General features: G+C 35.9%; 11 protein-coding genes. 8 read left to right on the top strand and 3 right to left on the bottom strand.

Annotated features, from left to right (window positions below; genetic code table 11):
* Positions 1-196 precede the first annotated feature (196 nt).
* A complete protein-coding gene (locus QZU75_RS10260; protein ID WP_296883537.1) occupies positions 197-595 on the top strand; it encodes an NUDIX domain-containing protein in 399 nt (132 codons plus the stop codon).
* Here the strand turns inward: QZU75_RS10260 and QZU75_RS10255 are convergent.
* Both QZU75_RS10255 and QZU75_RS10250 read right to left on the bottom strand, forming a co-directional pair.
* On the bottom strand, positions 592-1,293 hold the full coding sequence (locus tag QZU75_RS10255; protein ID WP_296883535.1) for a hypothetical protein: 702 nt from the start codon (positions 1,291-1,293) through the stop codon (positions 592-594). The two genes, QZU75_RS10260 and QZU75_RS10255, sit on opposite strands and share 4 nt — an antisense overlap.
* A gap of 8 nt (positions 1,294-1,301) precedes the next feature.
* The gene (locus tag QZU75_RS10250; RefSeq protein ID WP_296883533.1) at positions 1,302-2,462 is read right to left on the bottom strand and encodes an acetylornithine transaminase; all 1,161 of its coding nucleotides are present in this window, start codon (positions 2,460-2,462) and stop codon (positions 1,302-1,304) included.
* Positions 2,463-2,531: 69 nt separating this feature from the next.
* Here QZU75_RS10250 and QZU75_RS10245 point away from each other — a divergent pair, with 69 nt between their 5' ends.
* The gene (locus tag QZU75_RS10245; RefSeq protein ID WP_296805747.1) at positions 2,532-2,963 is read left to right on the top strand and encodes a peptidylprolyl isomerase; all 432 of its coding nucleotides are present in this window, start codon (positions 2,532-2,534) and stop codon (positions 2,961-2,963) included.
* A 62-nt stretch (positions 2,964-3,025) separates the two neighbouring features.
* On the opposite strand, the gene QZU75_RS10240 is transcribed toward QZU75_RS10245, so the two are convergent.
* Positions 3,026-4,387: an MFS transporter gene (locus tag QZU75_RS10240; RefSeq protein WP_296883531.1), complete on the bottom strand. Its 1,362-nt coding sequence runs from the start codon at positions 4,385-4,387 to the stop codon at positions 3,026-3,028.
* A 56-nt stretch (positions 4,388-4,443) separates the two neighbouring features.
* Between QZU75_RS10240 and QZU75_RS10235 the strand changes: the two genes are divergently transcribed.
* The 6 genes from QZU75_RS10235 to QZU75_RS10215 all read left to right on the top strand — a co-directional run.
* Positions 4,444-5,310, top strand: coding sequence for a CPBP family intramembrane glutamic endopeptidase (locus QZU75_RS10235; protein WP_296883529.1), 867 nt, complete (start codon positions 4,444-4,446; stop codon positions 5,308-5,310).
* 445 nt (positions 5,311-5,755) lie between these two features.
* On the top strand, positions 5,756-5,971 hold the full coding sequence (locus QZU75_RS12760) for a transposase (RefSeq protein WP_363139650.1): 216 nt from the start codon (positions 5,756-5,758) through the stop codon (positions 5,969-5,971).
* Between the two features lie 251 nt (positions 5,972-6,222).
* Positions 6,223-9,678: an Ig-like domain repeat protein gene (locus tag QZU75_RS10230; protein WP_296883528.1), complete on the top strand. Its 3,456-nt coding sequence runs from the start codon at positions 6,223-6,225 to the stop codon at positions 9,676-9,678.
* A 56-nt stretch (positions 9,679-9,734) separates the two neighbouring features.
* Positions 9,735-14,036: an Ig-like domain-containing protein gene (locus QZU75_RS10225; RefSeq protein ID WP_296883526.1), complete on the top strand. Its 4,302-nt coding sequence runs from the start codon at positions 9,735-9,737 to the stop codon at positions 14,034-14,036.
* Between the two features lie 58 nt (positions 14,037-14,094).
* On the top strand, positions 14,095-14,448 hold the full coding sequence (locus QZU75_RS10220) for a hypothetical protein (protein WP_296883524.1): 354 nt from the start codon (positions 14,095-14,097) through the stop codon (positions 14,446-14,448).
* Positions 14,435-15,307, top strand: an 873-nt coding sequence (locus QZU75_RS10215) for an Ig-like domain-containing protein (RefSeq protein ID WP_296883523.1), incomplete at its 3' end; no start/stop codon positions are given. The genes QZU75_RS10220 and QZU75_RS10215, both read left to right, overlap by 14 nt.

Below are 15,307 nucleotides of genomic sequence, written 5' to 3'. Positions count from 1 at the left end.
TATTTAGTTCAATCTATTTAAAATTAGTGAAGGAAAATATTTTGCCGATTGGAGTAACAAATCAACTGAAAAAAAGAAAAAAACACAACATCATGTTAGAAAATCTCTTAAAAATTTAAACATTAAAAGGTTCACTGATGAAACACAGATTAATTTTTCCATTGAAATTATAATAGTTGAAATTTAAAATAATAATATGAAAGCTTATGGACTTACAGTAAGAGGAATAATCAAAAATAATAATGAACTTTTAGTTTTAAAAAGACATCCGAAAAGTAGAACTGACCCTGAAATGTGGGAACTTCCCGGAGGAAAAGTGGAGAGCGGAGAATTCTTTACTGATGCACTCGTTCGTGAAATCAAGGAGGAGACAAACCTTGATGTTAGTGTCGGAGACTTTTGTGAAGCAATCCAGAATGACTACTCCCACAAAAGAACAGTACAAATTATGATGTATCTTGAAAACATTGAAGGTGAAGTTAAAATAAGTGATGAACACACTGACTGGAAGTGGGCCACTTTAGAAGAAATTAAAACATTGAATATATCAACATCTCTTAAAAAACTATTAAAAAAAAGAAATTGGGAAATTTAATCGATGAAAGATTGATTATCCAACACCAATTCCCCTTCTCTGCAGCTTGGACATTTTGAAGATTCACCCAACACACTTAGTTCACTTCCACAATGAGGGCAAAAAGCATAAGTGTCATTGATAAATACAGTCAAATCATTAGTGTGGTCTTCTAAAATCTCTTTTATTAAAGATTCATCCAATTCTGCATTGTTTTCAAAAATTACAAATTTGTTAATCTGCTTGGAACAGTCCCTGCAGAAATAACCATAATATTTACCGCTTAAATCAAGATTCTTTTCTGAAAATGCATTGTGATTTGAATCCTCTATGAAAAACTCACCCTCATCATCGAGAGCAAATGATTTTTCCAATTTCAAATCCAAATTTTTTCCGCACTCAATACAATTCTGGAATTTGGAGTCAAAATCTATGATTTTGACATTTTCATCCAGATTTTCTATAAGCTCGATTATTTCATCCCTTTCAATGAAATCTGATTTTGCTGTAATGTGGAAATTATAAATAATTTCGTCACAGTCATAACAGTAGTATTTATAGATTCCACCCAATACTAATCCTTTAGAAGCTTCATTGGAAGCCCTAACAGTTAAAATATCCACATAAACCTGTTTATTTGCATCAATCCAGAAAATATTAGAGAAATCTTCCAGTTTAAATCCACATTTGCTACAGGAATATTCAGTGTGGACACCCATTAAATCACCTATAATATTTCATCCATAGCTTTAACAAATTCGTCAATATCGGCTTTTGTAACTATTAAAGGTGGAACAAATCTTAAAACATTTCCTGCAGTACAGTTAATTAAAAATCCTGCTTCTCTGAATTTATCAACATATTCTGCACCAGGCTTGGTAAGTTCCACACCAACCATCAGACCTTTTCCTCTTACATCAGCAATTATTTCCTTATCCAATTTTTTAAGCTCTTCAATGAAGTAATCTCCAACTTCATTAACATTGTCAAGGATATTTTCTTCATCAAAAGTATCCAATATTGCATTTGCTGCTGCACAGACTAAAGGTCCTCCTCCGAAAGTGGTTCCGTGATCACCAGGCACAAAAGCACCAGCTACTTTTTCGGTTGCAAGAATTCCGCCCATTGGAACTCCTCCGCCAATTCCTTTAGCCATTGTCATGATATCAGGTTTGACGTCGAACAGTTCATGTGCAAATAATGTTCCGCATCTTCCAAATCCTGTCTGCACTTCATCAACAATGAATACAATGTCTTTTTCATGACATATTTTTTCTATTTCCTTTAAATATTCAATATCAGGTACATTGACTCCGCCTTCACCTTGTATAGGTTCAACAATGATTGCGGCAGTATTTTCATTGACTGCTTCTTTTAAAGCTTCAATGTTATTGTATTCCACATTAATAAAACCATTAGGCAATATTGCTTTAAACGGTTCCTGATAATCTGCATGACCAGTTGCAGCAAGAGTCATTGAAGTTCTTCCGTGGAATGATTCGATTGTTGAGATAACTTCACTTTTTCCTGTGTATTTGATAGCTAATTTAATAGCTCCTTCGTTAGCTTCAGCACCGCTGTTAGAATAGAATATTCTGTCGAAATTGGTTCTATCAATTAATTTTTTAGCATAAAGCAAAGCAGGTTCATTATAATAAATGCTTGAAATATGAATGAGCTTTTCAGCTTGTTCTTGGATTGCTTTTACAAGTTTAGGGTGATTATGACCTAAAGCATTAACAGCAATACCTGCAAACATGTCTAAATATTCGTTTCCGTCAATATCGGTTACTTTAACACCTTCTCCATGATCTAAAACGACAGGTTGTCTTGTGAAAGTGTTAATGAAATAATCGTCTTCAATTTTAATAAGTTCTTGAGTGTTCATAAAAAATCTCCATAAAGTATTTAATCATTAACATTTATACTATTAATAATATTTAAAATTGGTGATAAAATGAAAGTCGCTATAATTGAAACTGATAAAGGAAATATTGAATTGGAATTATTCCCAAATGAAGCTCCAGGTACTGTAGCTAACTTTGAAAAATTAGCAAATGAAGGTTTTTATGACGGATTAACATTTCACAGAGTTATTCCTAACTTTGTAATCCAAGGAGGATGTCCAAAAGGAAACGGTACCGGAGGACCAGGATACACCATTAAATGTGAAACTGAAGGAAATCCTCACAGACACGGAACTGGTGCATTATCCATGGCACACGCAGGTAAAGATACCGGAGGAAGCCAATTCTTCATTACTCACAGCCCACAACCACATTTAGACGGTGTTCACACCGTATTCGGTCAAGTTATTAAAGGTCAGGATGTTGTTAATGCAATCCAACAGGGCGACGTAATGAACAAAGTGACCGTTGAAGAAAGATAAACTATCTTTCAACTTCTTTTTTATTTTTATTAATGTATAATCTTTAAATTATTTTTAAATAACTAATTATTTGACTTGATTCCCACAAATGAAGCAAATACAGATGCAATACATAACACCACACAAATAATGCAAGTTATTTGACAGCTGCTTATCAATAGAGGATAGTACTGCTCAATTATCGGAACATCACCCATTACAAATGCAAATACCAATGTCAATATTCCCATACTCATCGCCTGACCTACAGTACGCATTGTTGCAACTGCCGCTGAAGCAACTGATGTGTCCTTTGGCGGAACTGAACCCATGATGACATTTGTATTTGGCGGTGAAAACAATCCGAAACCGATTCCATAAATTATCATTGCCACGATTAAAAATTCCATTGATGTTGCACTGTCCAAAGATGAAAACAGGAACAGTGAAATTGTTCCAAGCGCCATTCCGATAGCTGCAAGGATTTGCGGTACGAACCTGTCGGACAATCTGCCGGCAATTGGAGCCAGCACTACCTGACACAACGGTGCTACAAGCAATATCATTCCTGCAGTCTGTGAATCAAATCCCTTGATGTATTGCAGGTGATAATTCAGGATTGTTGTGACTGCATATGTCGCAAGATATGCACAGAGTGATGCGAAATTGGCTGATAGAAACTTATGGTTTTTGAAAAATCGGATATCAAAAACAGGATAGGACTGTCTTAGCTCAATCATTGCAAATATTATTAAGATTACAACTCCCAAGATGGTTAAAATAATTCCCAACTGAGTGTTCAGTATGGTAAATCCATACATAAACAATACCATTCCTATACCGTATGTCAGTGATCCTTTAACGTCTAATGGTATACCCTCAAAGGAAATCCATTCATCATCAATTTTTGTTAAAAGCAATGCCAGAATTACAAACAGAAAAGGTACGCCAAAAAGCACTACGGATTTCCATCCCAAATTATAATTCAAAATTCCCCCAATAACAGGAGACAGGGATAAACCCACATAAACACCGGTGATATTTATTCCCAATGCCTTTCCACGCTCTTCAGGAGGAAAAGCATTCACAATCATTGCCATTGAAGTAACATTAATAAATGCCAGAGAAATTCCTAAAATCAATCTGCAAACCAGGAACTGTTCCTGTGATGTGACAATAACATTGACAATTGAAATTATGATAAATAAAACTACACTTATAATTGTGACTTTCTTAAGGCCGTATTTTGCTGAAATCTGACCTGCAGGAACTGAAAGGACTGCCACAACCAATAAAAAAATAATAGTTACCCAGTTTTGAACAATATTGCTCATTCCAAATTCAGTTGCAATGCTGGGAATTACAATAGTCACTGCATTGACCGCAAAAACCGTGAAAAATGACAATACTGTACAAATCAATAAGAGTAAATTTTTCTTCTCCATCAATTAATATATATTTGAATATGAAATTTATATATTTTTAAAATAATATTATAATCATGAGCGAAGATGACTTTCCGGAATATATAACATTCCCCAGAACTTTTGAAACATACAAATGGTATAAACCCATACTTGTTTTCATAACCGGAGCAATTGTATACATAATACTGCAAGTTTTAATATTTGTAATTTTTGGGATGACCTACGGACTGGATGCAGTTATCCAATTAACACAAGGATACGAGTCTTTGAATTCTGAAGTTGGAAGCTACATCAGTTATTTATCCGTGGTAATATTTCTTCCCTCACTTTATATTGCTTCCAAAATTGTTCGAGACAGACCATTTTCCTCCTATTCATCATCACGAGGAGGATGGGATTGGAAACTATTTTTTAAATCATTAAGCATTCCATTAGTTGTGTATTTAATCTATGAAACTGTAACTTCCCTAATTCGTGGTCCTGTTGGCCCAAATACACTAACACTGGCATTCTTTTTAATATGCTTAATTATTATACCTTTACAATGTATTGCAGAAGAATACTTTATCCGGGGTTTAATTATGCAAACCTTCGGATCATGGTTTAAAATACCCCTCCTGGCAATAATTCTCCAATCCATAGTTTTTGCATCAATGCACCCTTATAGTATTTTGGGAGTACTCGGAGTATTCGTACAGGGAATGATTTTAGGACTTTTGACCTGGCGCAGCAATGGTTTGGAAGTTGGTTCTGCACTCCACAGTGTGAATAATCTAACCAGTGCCTATTTTGTAGCTATAGGATTTGAAATAAGTTCATCCGTAATCAGCCCTTTCGATTTTGCTTCAACAATGATTGTTACTACAATTTCAGCATTAGGCTTATATTATGTCGGAACCAGAAAAGGCTGGTTTGGCGAAAAAACAGAAAAATTAATGTAAATACGAAAATTAATAGCATTATATTTAACACCACACCTGCTATTAATCAAAGCTCACCAATCATGCTGAAAAGATATTTTTCCTATTTTAGACATGAGTGAAGGCATCGCTTTGAACCCTTCATAATTTCAATATTTAATTTTTGTCAAAAAAACAATTACCTCAAAAAGCAACAGCAAAGGAATTGTAAACCTTCAAGTTAGCCAAACTAACACAAAAAAGAAGTTTTCACTAAAAAAATTTTAAAAACACTTGAAAAATATAAGGACAATACAACCTCCACTATTGCTTAAATAATTGGAAAAACACTGCAATAGATAATCAATCAACAATGTAAAGAAAAGAAGAAAAATTACATTAAATCTTTTAGAAAAGAAAATATAATTACAAAAAAGCAAACCGAACAAAGAATATGTTTAATTCTTGATGATTATAACATCCACAAATCCGCATTCATAAAAAAACAGCTTTAAATCCCAATATCGTATTAAAAAACCTCCCACCATACTCTCCCCATTTAAATCCAATCAAACAAAATTGGAGACAAATGAAAAGAGAAATAAAACATTATTATTTAGAATCCAAAGAATTTTTACAAGAATTAACTATAAATACTTACTTTGAGTCGATTTTAGATACAAAAGTATATGACATGGTTTGAAACCTATAGAAAAAGTTTGGTAACTAACTATAATGATTAATAGCCATAGTATGCAATGATAATATTAAATATATATTCTAATTTTAATTCAAAATATAGAAGAATGTAAATTATTTTTTACAAAATTTATTTATATATTTATTAATATAATCTTTATTGTATTAAATGTTTTTAGCAAAAATAGTGATTTTTAATATTTTCTGTTAAATCTAAACTATTTAAATTGAATGTATATTCAAGGTGTCGAGAAAATGAAATATAAAAAAATTATAATCCTATTGATACTGGTTATTTTCCTATTCACAATGGCAGCTGCAAGTGCAGGTGATGTGAATAATACGGCAATAGCCAGTCAAGATACGGAAGAAATGGAATTATCCTCAAATGATGGAATAATAGAGGATAATCTGCAAATAAGCGAAAATAATAATACGTTGATACAAACGGATGATAAACAAATAGTAACTGGTGCTAGTGATTCGCAAATCATGGGTGCAGGTGAAGAAAGTGATTATATGGATTTGATGGTGGAAGCTTATAATGGTAAATTAACCAAAAAAATATACCATATTTATGATGGTAGAACAAGTCTTGGTCAGAAGTATGATACAATTAGATTAACAAACTCTTTTGATGGTAACGGTGCGATTATTGACGTGTCACATGCATCTTTCCCCATATTTGATATAATGGATGATAAAACTATAGTAATTAAGAATCTGACTATTATAGGCAGTAAAAGTACTGGAGGAGGTGGAGCCATCTATTCAGGCAGTCATGCTACCACTAATTTGATAGATTGTACTTTTATTAATTGCTCTTCTTCGACTAAGGGCGGTGCAGTTTTTATGCAAGGTAGAGGAAGTCTGACAAATTGTATTTTTATTAATAACCACGCAGATGGTAAGGATACATATGCTGGGGGTGCAGTTTATTTTCAGTCTGGAGCGTCACCTGGTGATTCGACTAGTCCTCCAGATTATAATAATATGGTTACAGACTGTACTTTCATAGGTAACTCTGCGTTTGCTGATGGTGGTGCACTTTATGTAAGGTATGGTATTGTGACAAATTGTAATTTTGTTAATAACAAAGCAACTGGCGATATTAATTGGGGCGGTGCTGTCAACATATATTCAGGTATTGTGACAAAGTGTAATTTTACTAACAACTATGTTTCTGAGGATGGTAGTGCAGTTTACTTCTCAGGTAGAAGTGGTGAAGTGATAAATTGTAATTTTAATAATAACTCTGCTTCTAATGATGGTGGTGCAGTTTACTTCACGTATAGTGGTGATGTGACAAATTGTAATTTCAATAATAACCATGCAGGGCGTAATGGAGGTGCTCTCAAGTCAGAAATGGGTAATGTCAGAAATTGTAATTTTTCAGATAATTCTGCAGTATATGGTGGTGCAGTTTCCTATGAATATAATGGTGAGATTATAAATTGTAATTTTAATAATAACACTGCTGAAGATGGTGGTGCAGTTAATTTATATTCAGGCAATGTCAGAAATTGTAATTTTACCAATAACACCGCTATTATGGGCGGTGCAGTTTATTTTAAGAATGAGGGTGCTTTTTCAGATTGTATTTTCACTAATAACTATGCAATATATGGTGGTGCGCTTTACGCTGAAAAGAATTTAAATGTGAAAGATTGTAAGTTTTATAATAACCGAGCATTGTATGATGGAGGTGCAATTAATTTTGAAGATTACGGAAATGTAGTTGGTTGTGAATTCAATAATAATATCGTGACCAAGGGAAACGGTGGTGCTGTCTACATGGATTCAGGTAGTGTGACATCTTCTAGTTTCTCAGGCAATAATGCGACAGCCGGTTCTGCAATTTATTTCTCCAACAGTAATTCTAAAACAAATAATACTATTTCCAATTCTATTTTCTTAGACAATAGGGCAGACGTAGATACTTATAATCCTTTACAAGTGACACTGAATGATAACAAAATTGAAATTATTTTCTCAGGCCAGAACAACCTTATAAATGCGATCTATTCTGATAATGATATTGACATCATTTTTACCAATGTGATTTATTGGAGCTCAAATGGTATTTCAACCACAGGTCCTAACCCTGTAAAGCCATCCAGATCCACTAGGGAAGCAGGTCAAAATATAACTGTTGGATTTGTTGATAATAGTGGTGTTGTTTTTAATGATGTTTTCGTCACAAATAATGAAGGAAAGATTATTTTGAATCAAAATCTTAATAGCAACTTTTACATTAGTATTCGCCATGACGAAGATACCTATTATACATCAGCCGACTATATATTTCCAAATATGAAGATCTATGTAAATGTAAACTCCCTTACAACTAACAATATGACTGTAAACCTCACTGCAAATTCCAATATATATAATGAAGTTGTGAACCGTCATTTACAGTTTGTTTTACCAGACGGCTCTGTCATCGATGCTAATTATGGTGCTAACGGTACATGGTGGGCAGAATATACATTTGATAACTATGGAGTTTATCCGATAAGTGCAATATGTGATGAATTTTACTATTTAGATGTCCAATATGGAACTGTTACCATCACTGATGCTTATTCAGAATTAACACTTGAGGATCTGGTTTTAAGACGTGGAGAGACATATAATCTAACTGTAAAGACCAAAAATGCAACCGGAATAACCGCAATGATTGACGGAAAGGAGGTCAATGTTGTCAATAATTTCACCATTCCGATTTCAGGTTTGGATGGTGGCAATCATACTTTAACAGTCACAACAATACCTGTTTTCGGCTATAACCCAGTAACAAAAAACGCTACAATAACAGTTATCAGGACAAATACAAACATATCTGCTGATGTTACTTTTGGTGAGGTAGTCAATGATGTGCGCATTACCGCTACTGTTGACCCATCTGCTACTGGATTTATTGAGTTTGTCATTGGAGATAAACTTGTTAATGTGCCTGTTACTAAAGGAAAAGCTGTTTATGAATTATATTTACCATTTGGAGATTATGATGTTGACGTATATTACTCCGGAGATTCCGTATTCAATCCTAACTCAACATCCAAATCATTCACAGTTAAAGAGAATTCCAAACTCGACACTAAAATTATTGCTGTTCCTATGGTTGACGGCAAAGACGTTTCCATAATGATTGTCGTTACAGACGGAGATACATCAGATATTACCAATTACCTTTATAGCCTCATTAAAATAACTAGCGGTTCTGAAGAATCCGGAGAATCCGGAAGTGTTGACTATAGCGCTTTGGCAGGCGTTATTTCAGGAATTATCGGAGGCGGCGAATCCGGCGAATCTGACTGGATGACTGATGCAATTGGAGGAATCATTGGTTCATTTATGGGCGGCAGTTCCGGCGGCGATTCAGGCGATGATGATTTAACTGGCATTATTAAAGGTATTGCAGGCCTTGCTGGCGGTTATTATGGCGGCGCCACAGGTTCCATGGCAGCAACAACCGCCGTAGACATTATTTCAGGCCTCATATCAGGAGGTTCAAGTTCCGGCGGATCCAGTGGAGAATCCGGCACTTCAGGTTCAACTGATGCCACCGGTGCAGTAACAGTTGAAATCAAAGGAGTAAAATATCTAGTTGATTTACAAAACGGCAAGTGTGTTTTCTATTCCACATTCGAACCTGGCGAATATGCAGCAAATATCGCATACCCCGGAGACGAGGTTCAAGCACAATAACCACATTTAAAGTAGAAGAACCATCAAAACTCGACACAAAAATTATTGCAGTCCCTATGGTTGACGGCAAAGACGTTTCCATGATGATTGTCGTTACTGCTGAAGATACATCAGATATTACCAATTATATTTATGGACTTATTAAAGTGACTGGAGAATCTGGAGAATCTGGTGAATCCGGAGGTGTTGATTATAGTGCTTTGGCAGGTGTTATTTCAGGAATTATCGGAGGCGATGAATCCGGTGGATCTGACTGGATAACTGATTCTATTGGTGGAATCATTGGTTCCTTTATGGGTGGTGGTTCCAGTGGTGGTTCCGGTGATGATGATTTGACTGGTATTATTAAAGGTATTGCTGGTCTTGCTGGCGGTTATTATGGTGGTGCTGCAGGTTCTATGGCTGCAACTACTGCTGTAGACATTGTTTCAGGCCTTATATCAGGAGGTTCAAGTTCCGGCGACTCCAGTGGTTCAGGCTCCAGTGGAGGCTCTTCTGGTTCATCTCCGATTACTGGTACAGTAACACTTGAAATCAAGGGAGTTAAATATTTAGTTGACTTGAATAATGGTATGGGAGTTTTCTATTCCACTTTCGAACCTGGCAAATATGATGCAGGAGTAGAATATGGCGGTGATGAAAACTACAATCCTTCAAGCACTATGGCTGAATTCACTGTTGAAGAACCTACTAAAGCAGATGTTGAAATCACTGCCCGTCCTAGTGTTAACAACAGGACAGTTACTATTAATATAAAATTGGAATCCGACCTTAAGTCTGCTACTCCAACAGGTTATGTCACTATTGCTGTTTTAGGCCAGTATTACCTCGTTCCGGTAGTAAGCGGAACTGCTAGCTTCTCCAATGAGTTCCCACCTGCAACCTATGATGCCAATGTAGTTTACATGGGTGATGATAAATTCAATACAGCATCTACTGATGTTTCATTCACTGTTGTGGATAGCGGAAGCAGTGAAAAGAAAAACACACCAATTAATGCGGATGTTAATGTGAATGATAATGATGTAACCATTACTGCTACTGTAAGCCCTCTTGCAAGCGGAATCATCGAATTCAATGTTGCAGGCAAAGCATTTTACGCTCCAGTAAACAATGGCCGTGCAGTCTATAATACAAATCTCACTGCAGGCAATTATAATGTATATGTAACCTATCTTGGTGACACCAGATTCAACCCGAATTCCACATCTGTAAGATTCACAGTAGCAGAACACGTCAAAAAAGACCCTTCAATCAAAGCCAGCGCTTCAGTAGAAGGACAGGATGTAAGCATTACAGTTGAAGTTGATGATGATGCAACAGGATATGTAGAGTTCACACTGGATAACAACAAGCTATATGTAAAAGTTTCCGATGGTGAAGCAGTACTTAAAACAAGACAACTTCCTGGAAAATACACCGTACCTGCAACATATCTCGGAGACGATAACTATAACAGCAAAAGCACATCAGTAAGCTTTGAAATTCTCGAACACGTCAAAAATGATACAGAAATTGAAGCAAATCCAAGCGTAAACGGCACTACAGTTACAATAGTTACAACTGTCGACGAAGCTGCTACAGGCAATGTCACTATTGATGTAGTGGGTCAAACATTCCTTGTTCCTGTTTCAAAAGGAAAAGCGGTTTTCACTTATGATTTCTTCCCTGCAACATACTCCGCAATTGTAAAATATTTAGGTGATGACAACTTCAATGAAGCATCCACAACCACTTCATTTACAGTACTTGAAACATCCCCTGAAATGAAAAATACTACAATTGAGGTTAATGTAACTACCGTAGACAATAATGTGACAATTACAGCAACAGTTAATAAATTGGCTACCGGCCTTATTGAATTTAATATTGAAGGTCAAGCCGTATATCTTCCTGTTAACAACGGTCAAGCGGTTTATGATGTCAATTTACCTGCAGGTGCATACACTGTAGTAGTTACATATATGGGTGATGACAAGTTCAATCCTAATTCCACTTCTGCTGATTTTGAGGTTTCAGACCACATCAAGCAGAACACTACAATTGACGCCAATGCTAGTGTAGCAGGTTATGATGTAACCGTTACCGCCGAAGTCAATGAAAATGCAACAGGATTTATTGAATTTGCATTGAATAACACTGTTGTGGCCGTAAAAGTTGTTGACGGTGTTGCAGTATGGGAAACATTCATGAGTCCTGGCGAATACACAGTAACAGCAACATATCTTGGAGATGACGAGTTCAACTCCAATGCTACAGACGTTTCATTTGTTGTTGAAGAAATGCTTCTTGAAAACACTCCAATCGATGCAATCGTCAGTATTATTGACAATAACGTGACCATAACAGTAAATGTAAATGAACGTGCAACAGGATTTGTCAAATTTAATGTCAGCGGTCCTGAAAACTACGTTTTATACATGGTTCTTTCAGATGGAAAAGTTGTTCTTGAAGACGTATTGTCTGTCGGAAACTACACTGCTGATATCACATACATGGGTGATGAAAACTTCAACCCTAACATTACTTCAGTAAGCTTTGAAATTTTAGGACACATCAAAAAGGACACACCGATAACCGTTGAGCCTGATGTTAATGAAACAGAAGTAACAATCAATGTAGGTGTAGATGAGAACGCTACAGGTTATGTGACCATTGAGATTTCAGGCAGAACTGTTATGATTCCTGTTGAAGACGGAAAAGCTGTTTTCACATATGATTTCTTGCCTGGAACATACTCAGCCAATGTAAAATATTTAGGAGACGATAACTTCAATGAAGCATCTGCAAACACTTCATTTACCGTATCTGAAATATCTCCTAAATTGAGAAATACAACTATTGATGTTAATGTAACTACTGTTGAAAACAACGTGACAATTACAGCAACAGTCGATAAATTGGCTACCGGCCTTATTGAATTTAATATTGCAGGACAGGCAGTATATCTTGCTGTTAACAACGGTCAGGCAACAATATCCAATCTTATTTTACCTGCAAACACATATACAGTGGTAGTTACCTATCTGGGTGATGACAAGTACAATCCTAATGCCACTTCAGCTGAATTTGAAGTTTTAGACCATATAAAACAGAATACAACAATTGAAGGCGATGCTGCAGTAACTGGTTATAATGTGGCCATTACTGTCGAAGTTAACGAAAATGCAACAGGATTTGTTCAATTTGCATTGGATAATAAGGTAGTGGCTGTAAAAGTTGTTGACGGCGTTGCTGTATGGGAAACATTCATGAGTCCTGGCGAATACACAGTAACAGCAACATATCTTGGAGATGATGAATTCAACTCCAATGCTACAGACATTTCATTTGTTGTTGAAGAAATGCTTCTTGAAAACACAACAATCGATGCTATTGCGGATATTGTCGGCAATAACGTGACAATAACTGTTAATGTTGATCCTAATGCTACCGGATTAATCATGTTTGAGGTCACAGGTGCTGAAAACTATACTGTATACATGGCAATTGATGAGGGTAAGGTTGTTCTTGAAGACGTATTGACTGTCGGTGAATACTTAGCTGACATTACATATCTCGGAGATGAAAACTACAACCCTAACAGCACAAGCATAAGCTTCGAAGTTTTAGAACACGTTAAAAAGGACACACCAATAAGTGCAGTCACTAATGTCAATAAGTCTACAGTAACTATTGATGTAGGAGTTGATGAGAACGCTACAGGTTATGTCACTATTGACATTTTAGGTCAGACATTCATGCTTCCTGTTGAAGACGGAAAAGCTGTTTTCACCTATGATTTCTTCCCAGGAATATACTCAGCCAATGTAAAATATTTAGGAGATGAAAACTTCAATAATGCATCCACAACAGCTTCATTCAGCGTATTTGAAACATCTGATGAGCTTAAAAACACCAATATTGATGTTAATGTAACCACTGTGGAAAACGATGTGACAATAACTGCTACAGTTAATCAAATGGCAACAGGCCTTATTGAGTTTAATATTGCAGGTCAGGTAGTATACCTTGCTGTAAACAACGGTCAGGTAGTATATAATCTTAATTTACCTGCAAACACATATACAGTAGTCATTACATACATGGGTGATGAAAAATTCAATCCAAATGCCACTTCAGCTGAATTTGAAGTTACAGATCACATCAAACAGAACACAACAATAGAATCCGATGTTAGCGTAGCAGGTTATGATGTAACCATTAGTGCTAAAATCAATGAAAATGCAACCGGATTTGTAGAATTTGCATTGGATGGCAAGGTTGTAGTTATAAGGGCTGTTGACGGTGTTGCCGTATGGGAAACATTCATGAATCCTGGCGAATACACAGTAACAAGACATTTCCGTTATTGTTAAAGAAATTTTCCTTGAAAACACAACAGTCGACGCAGATGTCAATGTCATTGACAATAACGTGACAATAACTGTTAATGTTAATCCTAATGCTACCGGCTTTGTCAGATTTGATGTGAGCGGTGCTGAAAACTACACAGTATACCTATCTATTGATGATGGCAAGGTTGTTCTTGAAGATGTACTTATTGTCGGAGAATACACAGCGGATATCACATATATGGGTGATGAAAACTTCAACCCTAACGCTACAACAGTAAGCTTTGAGATTAGCGGACACGTCAAAAAGGACACACCTATAAGTGCAGTTCCTACTATTGATCAAGCCACTGTAACAATAGATGTGGGCATTGATGAGAATGCTACAGGTTTTGTCACTATTGAAATTTTAGGCGACAGTTATGCTTCCGGTTGAAGACGGAAAAGCATCTTTCACTTATGATTTCTTGCCTGCAACATACTCTGCTAATGTAAACTATCTTGGTGATGATAATTTCAATAATGCATCTACAACAGTTTCATTTACAGTGTTTAAAACCTCCAGTGAACTGAAAAATACTCCAATTGATGTTAATGTAACTACTGTTGAAAACAATGTGACAATAACTGCCACTGTCAGTAAAATGGCTACCGGCCTTATTGAGTTTAATATTGACGGACAATCAGTATACCTTGCAGTTAACAATGGTCAGGCAGTTTACAATGTCAATTTACCTGCTAGAATTTATACTGTAGCAGTAACCTATATGGGTAACGATAAGTTCAATCCTAATGCTACTTCAGCTGAATTTGAAGTTAGAGAATATGTCAAGCAGAACACAACAATTGATGCTGATGCTAGTGTAACAGGTTATAATGTGACCATTACTGTTGAGGTCAACGAAAATGCAACTGGATTTGTTGAATTTACATTGGATAATAAGGTAGTGGCTGTAAACGTTAATGACGGCGTTGCTGTATGGGATACAGTCATGCTTCCTGGCGAATACACAGTAACAGCAACATATCTAGGAGATGATGAATTCAACTCCAACACTACTGACATTTCCTTTGTTGTTAATGAAATTTTCCTTGAAAACACAACAGTCGACGCAGATGTCAATGTCATTGACAATAACGTGACAATAACTGTTAATGTTAATCCTAATGCTACCGGATTTGTCAGATTTGATGTGAGCGGTGCTGAAAACTACACAGTATACATGGTTATCGATAACGGCAAGGTTGTTCTTGAAGATATGCTTAATGTCGGAAACTACACTGCTGATATCACA

It is taken from the genome of uncultured Methanobrevibacter sp. (assembly GCF_902764455.1).
GTDB lineage: Archaea > Methanobacteriota > Methanobacteria > Methanobacteriales > Methanobacteriaceae > Methanocatella.
The sequence above is the reverse complement of the archived record's forward strand: the minus strand, read 5'-3'. Positions and strand labels throughout refer to the sequence as shown.